Origin of the sequence: Xanthomonas fragariae (assembly GCF_017603965.1) — a bacterium.
GTDB lineage: Bacteria > Pseudomonadota > Gammaproteobacteria > Xanthomonadales > Xanthomonadaceae > Xanthomonas > Xanthomonas fragariae_A.
This window is the reverse complement of the sequence record NZ_CP071955.1, coordinates 2,901,267-2,918,628: the sequence shown is the minus strand read 5'-3', so window position 1 is coordinate 2,918,628 and position 17,362 is coordinate 2,901,267. Positions and strand designations below refer to the sequence as shown.

Genomic DNA, 17,362 nt, shown 5'->3' with positions numbered 1-17,362 from the left:
GCGCGAAGTTTTCCACGGCGGCCCGTGCATCCGGCACCTTTTCGGCCCCCGCGCGCGTCTCTTGGCGAGCGCGTTGCAGAGAGTGTCGCAACCACAGCTGCTACCTTACGCGTGGTCCCCAATAGCGCGATGCGTCTAGCTCCGGCCTTGTTTGCGTACAGCATCGCCAGAAACGATCCAAACGTGCGAGCCTGCTGGGCGATCGCGGGTGGCTGCGGTCTTGTGGGGCATATCGGGCTACGCGGCGTCGAGCAGATGGCGCGATATGCCCAAAGCAGCGCGCGCTGGTATGCATCAGTGCTTTCCTCACGACCTGTCACGGTCGCTGGCAGGGCAAAAGAATTGGGAACGAGTGAAGCGTGTTTGTACGAGGCGCTGGATTTGGTCACCATATCCGGGGAAGAGCAAGGCGAGTTCGAGATGAGCGAGGCTGAATTGAACGCGCTTGCCAAGGATCTGCATCATATTGCGACGGAACAGAAAATGCGCTTGGATCCTGATCTTTGGCGTGCGGCCAGCGGCCATGGCGACAATGCATCCGCGCTGATTGGTCATCTTTTGGAACTTGCAAGAAGCCGCGCGGATGTCGCATCGTCGCTGGCATCGTCGGAGACGAGCTGATGCGCCCCCAACGCGGGCTCGGCCGATCACGTCCACTGCCAGGCCGCCACGGCTGGTTTCCTTGTATTTGTCCCGCATATCGCGGCCGGTGTCGCCCATTGTCTTGATGACTTTGTCCAGCGACATCTTGTGCTTGCCGTCGCCGCGCATGGCCATGCGGCTAGCGTTGATCGCCTTGACTGCGACCATCGCGTTGCGTTCGATGCACGCGATCTGCACCAGCCCGCCGATCGGGTCCCAGGCGAGGCCGAGGTTGTGCTGCATGCCGATGGTCGGCGCAGTGACCACGCGATCGCCGGCTGCGTTCTCTTCGTTGATAGCGAGTGCGTAAAGATTGACCTAATTCAGCGTGGTCAACGGATCGCGCATCGCCGCTTCCGGTTTTGACGCAAGTTCGCGATACATTGCCGGTGCGCGCCGCGAAACGTTCAAGCCGCCAGGCAGCGTGCCTTCTTCACGGATGCCGCGCCCCACACAGGATTGCATCGCATTCCATAGTTGGCGCAGGCCCGCGCGGATTTCGTCTTTGCTACGCCAGCTTTTTTCGTTTTCGAATATGAGCGCGGCAATGCTCAGGCCGCTACGCGCGCACTGCGCCGGCAGTTCGTCGCCGTTGAGGAACGAATAGGGCAGCGGTGTTTCGTCGGCCACGATGCGGTCGTCGTCGGCGTTGTCCTGGTTGACCACAAAGCCACCGCCGACGGAGCAGTAATGGCGCGTGGCGATCACACCGTCATCGGCATCGTAGGCGGTGAAGCGCATGCCGTTGGTGTGGTGCGGTAGTTTCTGCCGCTTGTTCATCGGCAGATCGGGTTTTTCGTCGAAAGCGATGGTGTGCTGGCCCATCAAGCTGATGCGCTTGCTGGCGCGGATGCGCTCCAGCGTGGCGGGGATGATGTCCGGGTTGATCAGATTCGGGCGGTGGCCTTCCAATCCGAGCAACACGGCCTGTCGGTGCCATGGCCGCGGCCGGTCAAGGCCAGCGAACCAAACATTTCGGCACGGATGCGCACCACGTCCTGCAGGCGTCCGGCGTCGAGCAGCCAGCCGTGCACGAAGCGCTCGGCGGCGCGCATCGGACCCACCGTGTGTGAGGAACTCGGACCGATGCCGATCTTGAACAGGTCGAACGTGCCAACAGACATGCTTGCCGAAGAGGTGAGCGGAAGGCGGCTATTCTAGTCGGCCAGCAATTGCGGCACGGCTGCAGCGCAGCATTGAGGGATGTGCGATGGCCTTGATTCTCTATCAGCGCGACGCTTGCCACCTGTGCGACCAGGCCGTGGAAGTGCTGGTGCAGGCGCGCGCAGGCGAGTTCAGCAGCGTCTTTATCGATGACGATGCGGCGCTTGAACTCGCTTATGGTGAGCGCGTTCCGGTGCTGCGCGATGCGCTTGGTCGCGAGTTGGCTTGGCCGTTCGATTGGCAGCGTTTGCGTGCGTGGCTGGATGCCGCTGTGCGTTGATATGTGCCTGTGCCTGTGCCTGTGCCTGTGCCGTTGTTCCGCACCGGGCGTGGTGTGAGTGCGCATCGCCGTCCTTGAGATGGATACCTGGTCTAGCTGTCGTGCGGTGTCATCCACCGCCAGGGCACAAAAAAACGGCTGAGCTGACGAGCTAATCCGCCGTTCGATGGCCGCGTCCGGTTGCGGCCGGTGGCGTTACTTCGTCTTCAACACGACCTTGGTGCTGATCGCGGTTTCGTTGGGAATGGTCTTGGTATCGGCCCAGTCGCCGCTGCCCACGGCGAAGTCCAGCCGTTTCACCACTGCCTTGCCTGCCAGCACCGGCTGCGCGCCGGAAGTCCAGGTAAAGGTGAGCGTGACCGGCTTGCTGACGCCGCGCAGCTCCAGCGTACCGTCGGCGGCGTACTGGTTGCCGCCGAGTGCACGAAACTTGTCTGCGCGATAACGCGCGGTGGCGAACTTGGCGACATTGAAGAAATCCGGCCCCTGCAGGGTCGAATCGCGGTCGTCGTTGCCGCTCTTGGCACCGGCCAGCGCAATGCGTACATCCAGTTTGGCACCAGCCAGGTTGGTCGGATCGAAGCTCAGCGTGGTGTCGAAGCGCGGGAAACTGCCGGTGAACACTTCGCCGTCGTACTTGCTGGCAAACACCAGCGACGAGCCGGGCGCCTGGACGTAATCGGCGGCAAGCACCGGCGCTGCGGCGAAAGTGGCAACCAATGCGGTAGCAATTAGCAGCGGAGAGGCAAACAACTTGGACGACATGTGCAATCCTTAGGGTTTGGAAGAGAGCCAGCCGTGCGGCAACATCCGGGCCAAGGTGGCATCACGCTGGAACAGGTGGTGGTAGAGCGCGGCACCGGCGTGCGTCAGCACCATGGCAATCAACAGCCAGAAGCCCCACGTGTGGATGAAGTGCGCAATCGCGCGCAATCGTTCGTCCGGCGGGCTGAGCTTAGGGACCGCAAACAGACCGAACCAACGGAATGGACGCAAGCCGCTGGTGGAGTCGTATAACCAGCCCGACAGTGGCATGGCGAAGAGCATTGCGTACAACAGCCAGTGGGTAAGGCCGGCGATGCGTTTCTGCCAGCGCGGCGTGCCGGCCACCGGCGGCGGTGCACCCGCATGGATGCGCCAGCCGAGCCGTACGATCACCAGTGCCAACACGGTCAGGCCCACCGATTTGTGTGCGGTGTAGACCCAGAAATATTTCGGCGTCCTGGGCAACTCGCCCATGGTCAGGCCCACAATGCCCAGGACCAAAATCAACAGCGCGATTAGCCAGTGCAGGGTCTGGCTGACACCGCCCCAGCGTTCGACGTTCTTCAGGCTCATGCTCAGGACTCCGCGCTGGCTGCGGCGTCAGGCGTGGCGGGGGCTGTCTGCGGTTCGGGCGCGTCGTCTTCCCGGCCTTCGCGTACGGCTTCGGCTTCGATCCGCAGTTCCACCTTGTCGCCGATCATCGATTTCCACGCATCGATCCCGAACTCCGCACGGCTCAGTGTGGCGGTGGCAGAGAAGCCGGCGGTGCGTCGGAACGGCGGCAGCGGATGGCGTTTGAGCGCATTGAGGGTGACCTCTAGGGTGACCGGGCGGGTCACCCCGCGCAGGGTCAGGTTACCGGTGACTTTGGCGTGGTTTTGGCCGCTGGCTTCGACGCGGGTCGAGACGAAATGCGCGTCGGGAAACCGCTCGGCGTCGAGTAGGTTGCGTGCCAAGGTGGCGTCGGTCCACTTGGTATCGCCCAGGTCGGCGCGGCGCAGCGGGACGGTGACGTCAAGGCGCGCTGCGGCCCAGTCGTCCGGGTCGAAGACCAACGTGCCATTACTTCCGGAAACGGTCCCCAATGCCTTGGAAAAACCGGAATGCTCGACTGCGAACAACACTCGGGTATGCACCGGATCCAGTGCGTAGCGCACCGGCGCAGCGGTAGCGGCAAGGCTGGTCACTACCAGAGCGGGAAACACCAACAGGCGGGCGAAGGTTGTCATGGGCCGATTCTAGACACATCCCGACGACGCGCGCGCCGCTTGCGCTCGCAACGATCCGTTGCGAGCATGTTGGCTGGACGTGGAAGGGATGCCCACATGCGTGCGCTTGTCGTTGTGCTGGTGTTGCTGCTGGGTGTGTTGCCGTGCGCGGCGAAGATTCCGGAGATACCGCGCTTTCGGATCGTGGGTCCCAGCGAAGGGCTCCCGTCGACCATGGTGATTGCCATCAACCAGGATCGTGCCGGCTACCTGTGGCTCGGCACCTTGGATGGCCTTGTGCGTTACGACGGTGCAGGATTCAGAACCTGGCGTCACGACCCGACCGATCCTGCGTCGTTGCCCTGCAACGCGATCCAGGCGCTCCACATCGATGCGTTGGACAGGATCTGGATCGGGTGCGGCAAGACGCTGAGCGTGATGGACGCCGGTCGCAGTCGCTTCCGGCATTACCGCGCCGTCGATTATCCATCGATGAAAGACGGCAAAATCTACAGCATCGCTGCGTTCGATGGTGATATCTGGGCCGGAACCACGACCGGCGCGCTGGTTCGCATCGATGCCGGTGGGACGATGGTGTCGGTGGATCTGGGCGCGGTGGAAGGCGAGCTGGATCAGGCCATGGTCATGAACCTGGCAGCGGACACGCGGCACCGGTTGTGGATCGGAACCAGCAGCGGCCTGGCCTATTACGATGGAAGGCGCATGCGTCGTGAGTATATTCCGGACGAACCGAACCGGCAGTCAGCTATCTTCGGTCTGCAATGGACTGGAGACCGTCTGTGGGTGGGTAGCGAGTCCGGATTGCATGTCATGAGGTCCGATGATCGATGGCAGCCGCTCGCCTGGGGCACGATGTTCGGTAACGGCAACGAGTTCTGGAGCGCAGTGGCTGCTCCGGATGGCGAATTCTGGCTGGGGAGCGGACGCGGTCTGTGGCGCACGCACGGCCAGCGTCCGCCGGTACCTGCTTTCAGTGGCGAGGGGCCGTTGTCGCGCCGCAATGTCATCGGTCTGCTGGGAGCGGCCGATGGAGGGCTGTGGATTCCGATGCATGGCACCGGTCTCGGGTATTTGCCGGTAGATTGGAAGCGCAGTGCCGTGCTCAAACCCGCCGTGCCGACCGGGGACGCCATGTATTGCAACCTGGCGCCTGCCACACGTTCCGGTGGCTTGTGGCAGGCCGATGCGGAAGGTCGTCTGTTGCGCGTCGATCCGAGCACCGGCGACACGTTTCAGACAGGTCTGCAGTCGCCGTATCTCAAGGGAATGGAGTTGGTATCGGCGCTGGAGGATCACCTGCAACGGGTGTGGCTGGGCAATTTGAGTTTTGGTCTGTCGCGGATGGATCTGCGCACCGGGGAGTTCATCCACTGGCCGTCCGACGGCCCCGAACCGGCATCGGCGCTGTCGGCGCCGGATTGGATCATCGAGCATGACGATACGGTGTGGATGGCGTTCATCGACATGGTGCAGCAGCGCGATCTGCGCAGCGGCCGGGTCTTGCAGCGCATCACGCAACAAGACTTGCACGGTCTGCGCGACATCGGCATACAGCAGCTGGAGCAAGGCCCCGATGGGCGAGTCTGGGTTGCGGGCGAGGGCGGCATGTTCGCGTGGGACCAAGCGTCACGCCGCTTCGTGCCGGTTGCAGGTCTCCAAGGAACGCCGATCCAGGCATTTGCCAGCCAATCATCGGAGACGGTGTGGGTGTATCGGGCCACCGGTGCAGAGCAATGGAAAAAAACCGCAACACGCTGGGCGCGTGCACGCCACGTGGGCGAAGCCGACGGGCTGGACGGGTTCGACGCGTCCGCAATGCAGATCGACCCGCGTGGCCGGGTCTGGATTTCCAGTTTGCGTGGGCTGTGGCGGATCGACCCCTCGGCAACGCCGGCACGGTTGCGCAATATCGGCACGCGCGATGGCTTGACCAGTCAGGAGTTCATCCAGCATTGCCTGCTGATGTCGGGCGACACTTTGATTGGTGCGACCAGCGATGGCTCTACCGTATTACTGGATACCGCGATGCCCGATATCTCGCCTTTTGTTCCTGCATTGCAGTTGGAACATGTCAGCGTGCTACGCGATGGCGCACGCGTCGCGTTGCCGATGGATCGCCCGTTTCAGTTGGGACCGGGTGATCGGCAGTTGCAGGTCGTCACCCGACTGCTGTCGTACAGCGATCCTCTTTCCAATCGTTATCGCAGTTTCCTGAAAGGTTTCGACACCGAATGGCAGACGTCGGGCAATGCGGGTATCCGCGAATTTGCCAGCCTGCCTGCCGGCAACTATGAGCTCGCGCTGCAGGGAGTGGATCCTCTGGGAAATCGCTCGCAGGTGCAGACGCTGCAGTTCTCGGTCAAGCCGCCATGGTGGCGCAGCAACGTGGGCATCGCGCTGATCTGCATGTCGGGATTGCTGCTCAGCGCGTTGCTCGCCGCCGCCTATCGCCGGCGTGTACGTATGCGTGCGCAGTGGCAGTTGGCGCAGCACAAGCGCGAGCTTGCAGAGCAGGCGTCGTTGGCCAAGACACGCTTTCTTGCCACCTTGGGGCACGAGGTGCGCACGCCGATGACCGGTGTACTGGGCATGAGCGAGTTGCTGTTGCAGACGCCGTTGGATGGGCGTCAGCAAGGCTACGCGAGTGCGATCCAGCTAGCGGGCAAGCATCTGCTGCGTCTGGTCAACGATGCACTGGATCTGGCCCGGATCGAGGCCGGCAAACTGCCGCTGGAGTACCGCGACTTCAATCTGCGTCAACTAATCGAACAAGTGGCCGGGCTGGTGAGCCCAAGTGCCGGGCAGAAGCAGCTGGCCTTCGAATGCGTGCTGGATGATGTATTGCCGCTGGCATTGCATGGCGATGCCAGTCGGGTGCAGCAGATATTGCTTAATCTGCTCTTCAACGCGATCAAGTTTACCGAGCGCGGTAGCGTGCACTTACGGGTTTCGCCATTGCCGCAAAATACGACGCAGGGAATTCGGGTAGAGGTATGCGACACCGGCCCGGGCATGAGCCAGGAGCAGCGCGGGCGTTTGTTCCAGCGCTTCGAGCAGGCGGAGGGAGCGCTTACGCTCGCGCGGCACGGGGGCAGCGGCCTGGGGCTGGCGATTTGCCGCGAGCTCGCAGCGGCGATGGGTGGCGCGGTGACGGTCAGCAGTGAGTTGGGGCAGGGTGCATGTTTCGTGGTCGAACTGCCGTTGCGCTGGGTGGCTGCGTTACCGGTAATGACGCCGAATGCGACACATGCACCTGCGCTTCACGATCGGGCGCCGTTGCAGCTGTTGTTGGTCGAAGACGACCCGACTGTGGCGCAGGTGATCGTGGGCTTGCTACAGACGCGCGGTCATCACGTTACCCATGTTCTGCATGGTCTTGCGGCCTTGGCTGAGGTGAGTACGCACAGTTTCGATGCAGGCCTGTGCGACCTGGATCTGCCTGGTCTCGATGGCGCGGCGCTGGTGGCGCAGCTGCGCGTGCGCGGTGTGCGCTTCCCGATTGTTGCAGTGACCGCGCGTGCCGATGCCGATGCCGAACCGCAAGCGATGGCGGCTGGCTGCAATGGCTTCCTGCGTAAGCCGGTGACCGGCGATTTGCTTGAGCAGGCCTTGGCGCGGGTGCTCGCCGACGCCGGCGACACGCAGGACAGTGCGACCGCCGATTAAGAGCGGCAACTTGATCGATAGATCCATAGCATCGTTAGCGAGGATGTCAGCCTCGAAGGCGATTTCGCCACGGCGCGCGGGATTGGACAGCAACTCGGACTGGTTGAGCTGCACCCACTCCAGCCGCGGCAGCATGACGCTGTCGGGGTGGCCGGCGGAGTCGGTCACGATCGGATTAAGCGTGTACTGGTAAGAGCGGCTAACAAAACGTAGCGAGCAGTCGTCGGGTGGGTGCTCACGGCGCGGAGGAACTGGAGTGTACGCGTGGTACATGCCGATTCCGATCACCGGCCGCGCCCGCCTGGCGGTGAGCGCAGTCGTTTTGTTAGCCGCTCTAAGGCCGATGCGGCGGTAGTTGCCACGCAAGGCATCTGCCAAGGCCGGATGTGCGCATCGGCATGGTTGGCAGCTGCGCGACACGGCTATGCTCGCGAGCTTCCACCATCGGCGAGACGATTCCATGCAGCGAGTGTTCGGGCAGTTGCCAAGCGGTGTACAGGTGCAAGCGTTGACGTTGCGCAGCGATGCCGGGCTGGAGGCAGAAGTGCTGACCTATGGAGGCATTCTGCACGCGCTGCGGTTGACTACTGGGCAAGGTGTCGTGCCCTTGCTGCTAGCCTTGCCGGATCTGCCCGCGTATGCCGCAGATGGCGACAGCCTCAATATTCTTGTCGGCCGCTTCGGCAACCGTATCGCTGGCGCGCGTTACACGCTGGATGGTGTCACCCACACATTGGCGGCCAACGAGGGGCGCAATCAGTTGCACGGCGGCCTGCGCGGTTTCGGGCGGCGTGTGTGGGGCGTGCTGGAGCAGGCGCCGGATCAGGTGCTGCTCGGGTACGACTCTCCCGATGGCGAAGAAGGTTACCCCGGCAATTTGCAGGTGCGTGCGCGCTTGCAGCTCCACGGGCGCAGCCTGCAATTGGACTTCGAAGCGCAGTGCGACGCCGCCACTGCGTTGAACCTGACCCACCATCCCTACTTCAACCTGTCCGGCGACCCGCACCGGCCTGCCGCATCGCAAGTGCTGCGCGTGCCGGCTGAGCGCTATCTGCCGGTGGATGCCGAATCGATCCCGACCGGCGAAATCGCCCCGATCGCCGGCACGCCGTTCGATTTCCGCACGCCCATCGCACTGGCCGACAATAGCGACCCTGCACATCCGCAAGTGATGCTCGGCAAAGGCTACGACCAATGCCTGGTGCTGGCCGCCGATGCTGACTGCGTTGCCGAGCTGTATTCGCCGCACAGTGGCGTAGCGCTGCGTATCACCAGCGATGCACCGGCGGTGCAACTCTACGAAGGTCAGCATCTGGACGACCATCATCCCGGCCTGGGCCGCGGCGTGTGCCTGGAGCCGCAGGACTACCCGGACGCACCCAATCAGCCCAACTTCCCGTCGACGATTCTGCGCCCCGGTGAGGTCTACCGCCGCCGCATCGCCTATCGCTTCGCCAGTCCGGGTCCGGATCAGCCGTGGGCAGCTGTAAGCGCTGCGCTGAATGCCTGAGAGCGTCTGTCAGAACGACTGTGCTGCCATAGGCGGGCAGGGCCGGTGCTCGGTGCTCATTGCGGCAGGTGCTGCTCCTACAGCTTTGGTTGTGAGCGCACGCTCTGCGCTCACCTGGCGACTGTTCGCCGCGTCACTGCAAAGGGCAGGGTGCACCGACGTGCGCACAGTGGCGTGCGCACAGCGCGCCGCCTCGCAATTGCTTGCATCACACATCAAGCCTGCCAGCTACGCGATCAGCGCGACCCCAGCACCAGCTCGATCACGAACTTGCTGCCGAAGAACGACAGCACCAGCAACGCCATCGCGGTCAGCGTCCAATGTACTGCCTTGGTGCCGCGCCAACCATTGCGCCAGCGGCCGACCAGCAGCGCACCGAACACGATCCACGACAGAATGCTGAGCACGGTCTTGTGCAGCAGCCGTTGCGCCAGGAAGTCCTGCACGAACAGCAGGCCGGTCAACAAGGTCAGGCTCAACAGCACGAATCCTACCGTGATCATGCGGAACAGCAGCGTTTCCAGCTCGGTCAACGGCGGCAATGCGCGCAACCAAGTGTGGAAATCGCGCCGGCGCAGCGCGCGCTCCTGCAGCCATAGCATGATCGCCAGCAGCGCAGCGATGCCCAGCGTGGCGTAGGCCAACAGCGCAATCCACGCATGCAATTCCAGCCGCCAGCCCAGGTCGGCGCTCGGTTCGTGGCCGTAGGCGTGATAGCAGGCCAGCAGGATCGCCGACAGCGGGAACACCACCACACCCACCGCCGCCATCCGTCCACGGCCGCCGAACACTGCTGTCAGCGCGGCCATGCCCAGGCCGCACAACGACAGTGCGGCGAAGAAATGCATGTCCGGTCCACCCACAGTGCGAAACGCCACCAGCACGTGATACCCGGTATGCAGCGCCACCGCCGCCAGCGCCGGCGCCAGCCAGCGCGCTGGCGCCTGGTTGCCATCGTGCAGCACCGCCCGGGTGAGCAGCGTCGTGGCCAGCAGGTACAAGGCGAACGCGATGAAAACGATTGTCATCGTGGAAGTTTCGCACACTGGTGGAGGGGGGGGGGGCAGCTCGGGAATGGTGACTTGGAACTCGGAAGAGCGGACATGCCAAGTCAGGCGGGGCGGGCAGCTGGTGTGTGCCGCTATAATCGGCACCTGTTTCCCCTCTGCGGTCTTTTGCGCATGTTCGAGTCCCTTACCCAACGTCTCTCCGGCACCATGGAGCGCCTGCGCGGTCGCGGCCGTCTGACCGAGGAGAACATTCGCGAAGCCACCCGTGAAGTGCGCATCGCGCTGCTCGAGGCCGACGTCGCGCTGCCGGTGGTGCAGGCGCTGATCGAGCGCATCAAGGTACGCGCAGTCGGCCAGGAAGTGCTCAAGTCGCTGACTCCCGGCCAGGCGCTGATCAAGATCGTCCGCGACGAACTGACTGCGGTCATGGGCGCCGCCGCCGCCGACCTCAACCTCAACGTGCCGGCGCCGGCAATCATCCTGATGGCCGGCTTGCAGGGTGCGGGCAAGACCACCACGGTGGGCAAGCTCGCAAAGCACCTGAAGGAAAAGCGCAAGAAGAAAGTCATGGTGGTCTCGGCCGACGTCTACCGCCCGGCCGCAATCGAGCAGCTCAAGACGCTGGCCGAACAGGTCGGCGTGCTGTTTTTCCCATCTGAGGCTTCGCAGGAGCCGGTCGACATTGTGCGTGCCGCCATCAGCGATGCCCGCAAGTCGTTCGCCGATGTGCTGCTGGTCGATACCGCCGGTCGCCTGGCGATCGACCAAGCAATGATGGACGAGATCAAGGCGCTGCACGCCGCGATCAACCCGACCGAGACCTTGTTCGTGGTCGATGCGATGACCGGCCAGGACGCGGCCAACACCGCCAAAGCCTTCGGCGAGGCGCTGCCGCTGACCGGCGTAGTACTGACTAAAACCGACGGCGACGCCCGGGGCGGTGCCGCGCTGAGCGTGCGCTACATCACCGGCAAGCCGATCAAGTTCGTCGGTATCGGCGAAAAGACCGATGGGCTGGATGTGTTCCATCCCGATCGGGTCGCCAGCCGCATCCTGGATATGGGCGATGTGTTGTCGCTGGTGGAGCAGGTCGAGCACAGTGTCGATCAGGAAAAGGCCGCCAAGCTTGCCGCCAAAGTCGCCAAGGGCAATAAGTTCGACCTCAACGATATGAAGGAACAGCTCGAGCAGATGCAGAACATGGGCGGCATTCATGGGCTGATGGACAAGCTGCCGGGCATGGGCCAGATCCCGGACAACGTCAAACAACAAGTCACCGGCAAGGAAGTGCCGCAGATGATCGCGATCATCAACTCGATGACCAAGAAAGAGCGCCGCAACCCGGCCCTGCTCAACGGCTCGCGCCGCGCCCGCATCGCACGCGGCTCGGGGATGTTGCCGGCCGATGTCAACAAGCTGATGAAGCAGTATCAGCAGATGGAAAAGATGATGGGCAAGCTGGCCGGCGGCGGCATGAAGGGCCTGATGCGCAACATGAAAGGCATGATGGGCGCCATGGGTGGCCGCGGCGGCATGCCGTTCCGCTGAGTTGAGCGATGCGCTGACGCAGCATGCGCGGCGCCGCACTGGCCGTGCGCTGGCGATTGTGGGGATCGCTCCGCAGCAGATGCATGTGCGCCTGTGTTGCGTCCTCGCCGTTTCGTGTCGTGTCGTTTCTGCCCAGGTCAGGCGCTGCCGTTGCCATGCGCCATAGGTAGCGCGAGCGGTTATCAACGTTGCTGCGCCATCGGGCCAGCGCGGCGCGTACCAGTCGCCACTATGGTTCTGGCCGCGCCGTCCATACTCGCCGACCTCTGCTTGCAACGTTTGTTGGCCGCACTTATTGGCCGCACTTATCCCAATAGACATGACCGACAACCGCATGTATATCGCAAACGATGAAGATGCCGCACTGCAACCGGTCGACGCGGCGGCGTGCGATACCGTCAAGTTTTTATGGCGTGAGTTGTCCTGGGAATATCGCCGCATCGTGCCTGGCGTGGAGATGGCCGCGGTGCAATTGCCTTTCGCGACCGATGTTTCCGCCGTCGACGCGCCATCGCACGCGCACGTTTGGATTTCCAATGTGCAGTTCGATGGGGACCAGGTATCCGGCCGCCAGCTAAACGATCCGGAATGGATTGCAGGACGCACTGCCGTCGACGCTGGGTTTGCACCGATGGCCGACCTGGAAGACTGGATGTCGGCAGTCGATGGCCAGATCTATGGCGGCCATCCCATCGATGCGATGTGTCGCACGATGTCGCTGGCCGAATGCGCCGAGGACGACGCTCCATGGGGCCTGGACTTCGCTGAGACGGGCGCAGTACGCCCGGTGCCTGCGCCCGTGCAGGAACGCAAAAGGGCGTGTTCGGCAAGATGTTCGCTAGCAAGCCGGCTCAGGCTGCCGCAATGGAGCAGGATTCGTCCGAGCGCTAGCATCCGATGAGCAAGAACATGGGCCACAACTTCGATGAAGGCCTGCGCGATCAGCCTGACATGGCGCATTTCCGCGACGAAGCCGGTTGGGCGCTCCTGCAACCCGATGCCTTGGCGGGCAATTACCAACCGGTGTCGCTGCTGCTCAGGCACGGCGTGGTTGCCTCGCCACGCGCGCTCTCCGGCAAAACAGCACTGGACCTGGCGCGACAGACGCATTGGCCCAGGATCGTGCAACTGTTTGAGGGCAGTTACTGACATGCCGACGTCGTCGCCCACGTTAACCGGCCCGGACGCAAACCTCGCGCGCTTCTGCCAGCTCTTTGGCCTACGCCTGCCCATCCTGCTCAGCCCCATGGCCGGCGCCTGCCCGGTGCCATTGTCGGCGGCGGTTGCCGAGGCTGGCGGCATGGGAGCGATGGGTGCGGTGTTGTCGCAGCCGCAGGACATCGTGGCGTGGATGACGGCCTTTGGCGACGCAAGCGCTGGACCAGCGCAGGTCAATCTCTGGATTCCCGATCCGGCCCCTGCGCGCGACGCAGATGCCGAGGCGCACATGCGCGAGTTCCTGTTGCAGTGGGGGCCTTCGGTTTCCGAGGCGGCATGCGATCCAACGCCTGCCGATTTCGACGCGCAATTCGATGCCTTGCTTGATGCGCGTCCAGCGGTCGCGTCATCGATTATGGGCGTGTTTCGGCCCGATCAGGTTGCGCGCCTGAAGCGCGCGGGTATCGCCTGGTTTGCCTGCGCCACCACGCTGGACGAAGCGCGCGCGGCGCAGGCCGCGGGCGCAGACGCGGTGGTTGCGCAAGGTGCGGAGGCCGGCGGCCATCGTGGTGCGTTCGACGCCAGCCAGGCCGAGCGGCAGATGACCGGGTTGTTCGCCTTGTTGCCGCGATTGGTCGATCATCTCGATATCCCGGTGATCGCCGCAGGTGGCATCGCCGATGCGCGTGGCATCGCCGCAGCGCTGATGCTGGGCGCGAGCGCAGCGCAGATATGCACCGGCTTGCTGCGCACGCCCGAGGCGGCAGTGCCAAGCGTCTGGTCCGATGCGCTGGTCAAGGCAGAGCCGGAACAGACCCAGCCAACCCGCGCATTCTCCGGCCGGCTGGGGCGCGCGCTGGACACGCCATACGTGCATGCCGCCCGCGCTGCGGATGCGCCACCGCCCGCGCCTTATCCGGTGCAGCGCGGGCTGACTGCACCGATGCGCCAGGCCGCGGTGCGCGACAACCACCTGGACACCATGCAGGCCTGGGCCGGCCAGTCCGCCTGGATGGCGCCCGTACAACCGGCCGCGCAGTTGGTGACGCAGTGGTGGGAACAAGCGCAGGCGTTGCTGTGTCGTTGATTTTCTGCAATGGCACACCCGCGACGCTGCAGCAACTGGGCGCGGCCGCATTGATCAACTACGGCCACTTCACCACGCTGCAAGTACGCGACAATGCAGCGCGCGCGCTGGACTTGCATCTGCAGCGGCTGCAACACGACAGCGTTGCCTTATTTGGCGCATCGATCGATGACTTGTCCATTCGCGCCCAGGTGCGCGCTGGGTTGTCCGCTGCCGGAAGCAAGGACGCAAGTGTGCGCATCACCGTGTTTTCGCAGGATTTCGAGCTGTGCGATCCAGCGCGTGATGTCGCACTGGATGTGCTGATGTCCCTCTCACCCGCCGCACAGATGCCTGCCAGCGCGCTGCGTGTGCAGCCTGTCCGTTATGTGCGCGAGCAACCTCAGCTCAAGCATGTCGGCATCTTTGCGCTGCTGCATCTGCGTCGCCAGGCCATGCTCGCCGGGTATGACGATGCACTGTTGATCGACGCCCAAGAACAAGTAGTGGAGGGCGCCTTCTGGAATCTGGGCTTGTGGCGGCAGGGTAGGGTGGTCTGGCCGCAAGGGCCGGCCTTGCCCGGTACCCAGCAGCGTCTGCTGCAGGCGGGTCTGCAAGCGCTCGGTATCGAGCACGGATCTGGTTCGGTCACGCTGAGCGAGCTCGACAGTTTCGACGGTGCCTTCAGCTGTAACGCACGCGGTCAACAAGCGATCGTGGCGGCTGGATCGGTGCGCTGGTCCGCGCAGGCCGCGCAGCTGCCGCTACTGGAGCGGGCCCTGGAAACCCAAGCCTGGCAACGGATCTGAGCGATTTCGCGGTGACTTGGCTTCGCCACCGGGGCCCGCTATAATCGCCTGCTTACCGCGCCACTATGGCGACTGGGCAACTTAGGAAACTACATCATGGTCAAGATTCGACTGACCCGCGGCGGCGCCAATAAGCGCCCCTTCTACCACATCATTGTGACCGACGTGCGCAGCGCGCGCGACGGCCGCAACATCGAGCGTCTGGGTTACTACAATCCGGTTGCCCAGGGCGCAGAGCAGCGTGTCGTGCTGGATGTCGCTCGTGTCGACCATTGGGTTGGCCAGGGCGCTCAGCTGACCGATAAGGTGCGTAACCTGTATCGCGAAGCGTCAAAGTCCCAGGCCGCTGCGGCCTGATTCTGGAGAGCCGAGCGCATAGTTGGCCTAGTCGACCAGATGAAACAAACCGAGCGCCGTATCCTGCTGGGTAGGATCGCCGGAGCTTTCGGTGTCAAGGGCGAGCTCAAAATAGAGTCCTGGACCGAACCGCGTAGTGCAATCTTCCGGTATCAACCGTGGACTCTGCGTAAGCCATCGGGAGAAGAATCGACGCTGAGTGGAGCGCGCGGGCGTGATCAGGGCAAGCATCTGATCGCGACATTCCCCGATATTTCCGATCGCAGCACCGTCGAGGCCATGCACGGCGTAGAGATCTACGTCTCGCGCGGCGCGCTGCCGCCACCCAAGCCCGATGAATATTATTGGGTGGATCTGGAAGATCTGCAGGTGGAGACCGTCGAGGGCGTCAAACTCGGCATGGTGTCGCATCTGTTCTCCACCGGTTCCAATGACGTGATGGTGGTGCGCGGCGATCGCGAGCGGCTGGTGCCGTTCGTGCAGCCGGATTTCGTCAAGTCGGTCGACTTCCAAGCCAATCTGATGGTGGTGGATTGGGACCCGGATTTCTGATCGGAGGAGTGCTTTTGAGCCGCTCTTGACTTACTTACTCCCGATTCCCACCCAGTGCGCATCGACGTCATCAGCCTGTTCCCTGAGTTCATCGACCAATGCGCGGCGTTCGGCGTAGTCGGGCGGGCGCAGGAGCGCGGTTTGCTGGAATTGCAGGGCTGGAATCCGCGCTATCATGCGCAGGGCAATTACCGTCGCGTGGACGATCGTCCGTTCGGTGGTGGGCCCGGCATGGTGATGTTGATCGAGCCGTTGCGGGCCTGTCTGGATGCGGTGCAAGCCGCTGACAGCCGGCCAGCGCCGGTAATTTACCTCAGTCCGCAGGGGCGCTCGCTCACCCAGTCGCTCGCACGCGCGCTGGCGCAGTTGCCACGCATGGTGCTGTTATGCGGGCGCTACGAAGGGGTGGACGAGCGCTTTCTGGCGCAGGCGGTGGATATGGAAATCTCCATCGGCGACTACGTGTTGTCCGGTGGCGAACTGGGCGCTGCAGTACTTGTGGATGTGGTGACGCGGTTGCAGGAGGGGGTGTTGAACGACGCCGAATCTGCAGCCCAGGACAGCTTCGAAGGCCCGCAAGGCCTGCTCGACTGCCCGCACTACAGCCATCCTTCGACTCACGACTGGGGCGATGTGCCGGATGTGCTGCGTTCGGGTAACCATGCTGCCATCGCGCGCTGGCGCCGGCAGCAGTCGCTGGGCCGGACCTGGCTGCGTCGTCCGGATCTGCTCAACGAGGCCGGGTTGGATGAGAACGATCGCCGTCTGCTGGACGAATTTCGCCGCGAACTTGCCTCAGGCGACGGGAAATAAGGGCTCACCCCTAGCTCTTGCAAGATTGAATGGGGCATAATGTACGGCTTACTGGCCAGCCTTGCGTCTGGCTTTCCTACGAACCTCGAGCAATCGCCGTGCGGCGACTGCCGGTCCAATATCACCAGACACGCGGTGCCCATCATGAGCAAACTCAACAAGACCATCCTGGCTGACTTCGAAGCCGCCCAGATTCAGCGCCAGCTGCCGGACTTCAATCAGGGCGATACCGTCGTAGTGAATGTCAAGGTGAAGGAAGGCAACCGTGAGCGCGTGCAAGCCTATGAGGGTGTGGTAATCGGGACCAAGAATGCCGGCCTGAACTCCGCATTCACCGTCCGAAAGATCTCGCACGGCTTCGGTGTCGAGCGCGTGTTCCAGACCCACAGCGCCATCATCGACTCGGTCGAAGTCAAGCGTCGTGGTAAGGTGCGCGCCGGCAAGCTGTACTATCTGCGTGGTCTGGAAGGCAAGGCTGCCCGCATCAAGGAAGACTTGGCCGCTGCGGCACAAGCCAAGGCCGCTCGCCAGGCTGCTGCAAAGGCGGAGTAAATCACTGGCAGGCTTGTGTCCTGTCGCTGCCAAACGGCCGCCTTCGGGCGGCTGTTTGCGTTATGGAAATTGGGATTCGGGAATTGGCGCTTGTTAATCCAACAACGTTCGCGAAACGAGCGCGCGAACGTCTGCTGTTTGCGATGCGACACCTCTACGCAGCGGCTCTGCAAGCAGGCGAGCCGGCCTAGCCGAGAAAAAGCATCTGCTCACTGCATCGATCAGGTCGACAGGGCTCCTG

Annotated in this window: 16 protein-coding genes, 1 other RNA gene and 2 pseudogenes; 12 read left to right on the top strand and 7 right to left on the bottom strand. The window is 63.3% G+C overall.

Annotated elements, in window-relative coordinates; translation table 11 throughout:
* Nucleotides 1–645: 645 nt before the first annotated feature.
* Nucleotides 646–1,766, bottom strand: a pseudogene (locus tag J5I97_RS13815) (L-serine ammonia-lyase); the annotation flags it as partial.
* A gap of 86 nt (nt 1,767–1,852) precedes the next feature.
* On the opposite strand from J5I97_RS13815, the gene J5I97_RS13810 reads away from it, so the two are divergent.
* Nucleotides 1,853–2,086 carry a glutaredoxin family protein gene (locus J5I97_RS13810; protein ID WP_208587133.1) on the top strand — a complete coding sequence of 78 codons (234 nt, stop codon included), beginning with the start codon at nt 1,853–1,855 and terminating at the stop codon, nt 2,084–2,086.
* 195 nt (nt 2,087–2,281) lie between these two features.
* Here J5I97_RS13810 and J5I97_RS13805 read toward each other — a convergent pair whose 3' ends face one another.
* The 3 genes from J5I97_RS13805 to J5I97_RS13795 are packed head-to-tail and all read right to left on the bottom strand — an operon-like array spanning nt 2,282 to nt 4,080.
* Nucleotides 2,282–2,851 carry a YceI family protein gene (locus J5I97_RS13805; protein WP_208587131.1) on the bottom strand — a complete coding sequence of 190 codons (570 nt, stop codon included), beginning with the start codon at nt 2,849–2,851 and terminating at the stop codon, nt 2,282–2,284.
* Between the two features lie 9 nt (nt 2,852–2,860).
* Complete coding sequence (locus J5I97_RS13800) at nt 2,861–3,424, bottom strand: cytochrome b (RefSeq protein ID WP_208587129.1); 564 nt, start codon at nt 3,422–3,424, stop codon at nt 2,861–2,863.
* A 2-nt stretch (nt 3,425–3,426) separates the two neighbouring features.
* Nucleotides 3,427–4,080, bottom strand: a complete 654-nt coding sequence (locus J5I97_RS13795; protein WP_208587127.1) for a YceI family protein — start codon at nt 4,078–4,080, stop codon at nt 3,427–3,429.
* A 96-nt stretch (nt 4,081–4,176) separates the two neighbouring features.
* Between J5I97_RS13795 and J5I97_RS13790 the strand changes: the two genes are divergently transcribed.
* Nucleotides 4,177–7,746: a hybrid sensor histidine kinase/response regulator gene (locus J5I97_RS13790; RefSeq protein ID WP_208587125.1), complete on the top strand. Its 3,570-nt coding sequence runs from the start codon at nt 4,177–4,179 to the stop codon at nt 7,744–7,746.
* Here J5I97_RS13790 and J5I97_RS13785 read toward each other — a convergent pair.
* Together J5I97_RS13785 and J5I97_RS13780 are read right to left on the bottom strand one after the other, a co-directional pair.
* Nucleotides 7,747–7,950, bottom strand: a pseudogene (locus tag J5I97_RS13785) (phage tail protein); the annotation flags it as partial.
* Nucleotides 7,944–8,019, bottom strand: a non-coding RNA gene (locus J5I97_RS13780) — sX9 sRNA. The pseudogene J5I97_RS13785 and the gene J5I97_RS13780, both read right to left, overlap by 7 nt.
* Before the next feature lie 187 nt (nt 8,020–8,206).
* On the opposite strand from J5I97_RS13780, the gene J5I97_RS13775 reads away from it, so the two are divergent.
* Nucleotides 8,207–9,256: an aldose epimerase family protein gene (locus J5I97_RS13775; protein WP_208587123.1), complete on the top strand. Its 1,050-nt coding sequence runs from the start codon at nt 8,207–8,209 to the stop codon at nt 9,254–9,256.
* A gap of 236 nt (nt 9,257–9,492) precedes the next feature.
* Here J5I97_RS13775 and J5I97_RS13770 read toward each other — a convergent pair whose 3' ends face one another.
* Nucleotides 9,493–10,284: a cytochrome C assembly family protein gene (locus tag J5I97_RS13770; RefSeq protein WP_208587121.1), complete on the bottom strand. Its 792-nt coding sequence runs from the start codon at nt 10,282–10,284 to the stop codon at nt 9,493–9,495.
* A 153-nt stretch (nt 10,285–10,437) separates the two neighbouring features.
* Between J5I97_RS13770 and ffh the strand changes: the two genes are divergently transcribed.
* From ffh to rplS, 9 genes are all read left to right on the top strand, one after another.
* Complete coding sequence (gene ffh / locus J5I97_RS13765; protein WP_208587114.1) at nt 10,438–11,814, top strand: signal recognition particle protein; 1,377 nt, start codon at nt 10,438–10,440, stop codon at nt 11,812–11,814.
* Between the two features lie 319 nt (nt 11,815–12,133).
* Nucleotides 12,134–12,715, top strand: coding sequence for a DUF2314 domain-containing protein (locus J5I97_RS13760; protein WP_238135534.1), 582 nt, complete (start codon nt 12,134–12,136; stop codon nt 12,713–12,715).
* The gene (locus J5I97_RS20065; protein WP_238135533.1) at nt 12,712–12,963 is read left to right on the top strand and encodes a hypothetical protein; all 252 of its coding nucleotides are present in this window, start codon (nt 12,712–12,714) and stop codon (nt 12,961–12,963) included. The genes J5I97_RS13760 and J5I97_RS20065 overlap by 4 nt, the downstream gene beginning before the upstream one ends.
* Before the next feature lies 1 nt (nt 12,964).
* Complete coding sequence (locus J5I97_RS13755; protein WP_208587112.1) at nt 12,965–14,059, top strand: NAD(P)H-dependent flavin oxidoreductase; 1,095 nt, start codon at nt 12,965–12,967, stop codon at nt 14,057–14,059.
* Entirely contained in the window at nt 14,050–14,847 is a 798-nt protein-coding gene (locus J5I97_RS13750; protein WP_208587109.1) for an aminotransferase class IV family protein, read from the top strand. The genes J5I97_RS13755 and J5I97_RS13750 overlap by 10 nt, the downstream gene beginning before the upstream one ends.
* A 96-nt stretch (nt 14,848–14,943) precedes the next feature.
* Nucleotides 14,944–15,204: a 30S ribosomal protein S16 gene (gene rpsP / locus J5I97_RS13745; protein WP_002811209.1), complete on the top strand. Its 261-nt coding sequence runs from the start codon at nt 14,944–14,946 to the stop codon at nt 15,202–15,204.
* 39 nt (nt 15,205–15,243) lie between these two features.
* On the top strand, nt 15,244–15,756 hold the full coding sequence (gene rimM / locus J5I97_RS13740) for a ribosome maturation factor RimM (protein ID WP_208587108.1): 513 nt from the start codon (nt 15,244–15,246) through the stop codon (nt 15,754–15,756).
* Between the two features lie 54 nt (nt 15,757–15,810).
* Entirely contained in the window at nt 15,811–16,569 is a 759-nt protein-coding gene (trmD, locus tag J5I97_RS13735; protein WP_208587106.1) for a tRNA (guanosine(37)-N1)-methyltransferase TrmD, read from the top strand.
* A gap of 144 nt (nt 16,570–16,713) precedes the next feature.
* Nucleotides 16,714–17,121 (top strand): 50S ribosomal protein L19, encoded by a 408-nt coding sequence (gene rplS, locus J5I97_RS13730; protein ID WP_208587104.1) that lies wholly within the window; start codon nt 16,714–16,716, stop codon nt 17,119–17,121.
* Nucleotides 17,122–17,362: the final 241 nt, after the last annotated feature.

Coding starts and splice junctions, on each gene's coding strand:
- J5I97_RS13810 (WP_208587133.1), top strand. CDS start 1,853: ATGGCCTTGATTCTCTATCAGCGCGACGCTTGCCACCTGTGCGACCAG.
- rpsP (WP_002811209.1), top strand. CDS start 14,944: ATGGTCAAGATTCGACTGACCCGCGGCGGCGCCAATAAGCGCCCCTTC.
- ffh (WP_208587114.1), top strand. CDS start 10,438: ATGTTCGAGTCCCTTACCCAACGTCTCTCCGGCACCATGGAGCGCCTG.
- J5I97_RS13795 (WP_208587127.1), bottom strand. CDS start 4,080: ATGACAACCTTCGCCCGCCTGTTGGTGTTTCCCGCTCTGGTAGTGACC.
- rplS (WP_208587104.1), top strand. CDS start 16,714: ATGAGCAAACTCAACAAGACCATCCTGGCTGACTTCGAAGCCGCCCAG.
- J5I97_RS13800 (WP_208587129.1), bottom strand. CDS start 3,424: ATGAGCCTGAAGAACGTCGAACGCTGGGGCGGTGTCAGCCAGACCCTG.
- J5I97_RS13775 (WP_208587123.1), top strand. CDS start 8,207: ATGCAGCGAGTGTTCGGGCAGTTGCCAAGCGGTGTACAGGTGCAAGCG.
- J5I97_RS13760 (WP_238135534.1), top strand. CDS start 12,134: ATGACCGACAACCGCATGTATATCGCAAACGATGAAGATGCCGCACTG.
- J5I97_RS13755 (WP_208587112.1), top strand. CDS start 12,965: ATGCCGACGTCGTCGCCCACGTTAACCGGCCCGGACGCAAACCTCGCG.
- J5I97_RS20065 (WP_238135533.1), top strand. CDS start 12,712: ATGAGCAAGAACATGGGCCACAACTTCGATGAAGGCCTGCGCGATCAG.
- J5I97_RS13790 (WP_208587125.1), top strand. CDS start 4,177: ATGCGTGCGCTTGTCGTTGTGCTGGTGTTGCTGCTGGGTGTGTTGCCG.
- J5I97_RS13805 (WP_208587131.1), bottom strand. CDS start 2,851: ATGTCGTCCAAGTTGTTTGCCTCTCCGCTGCTAATTGCTACCGCATTG.
- J5I97_RS13770 (WP_208587121.1), bottom strand. CDS start 10,284: ATGACAATCGTTTTCATCGCGTTCGCCTTGTACCTGCTGGCCACGACG.
- rimM (WP_208587108.1), top strand. CDS start 15,244: ATGAAACAAACCGAGCGCCGTATCCTGCTGGGTAGGATCGCCGGAGCT.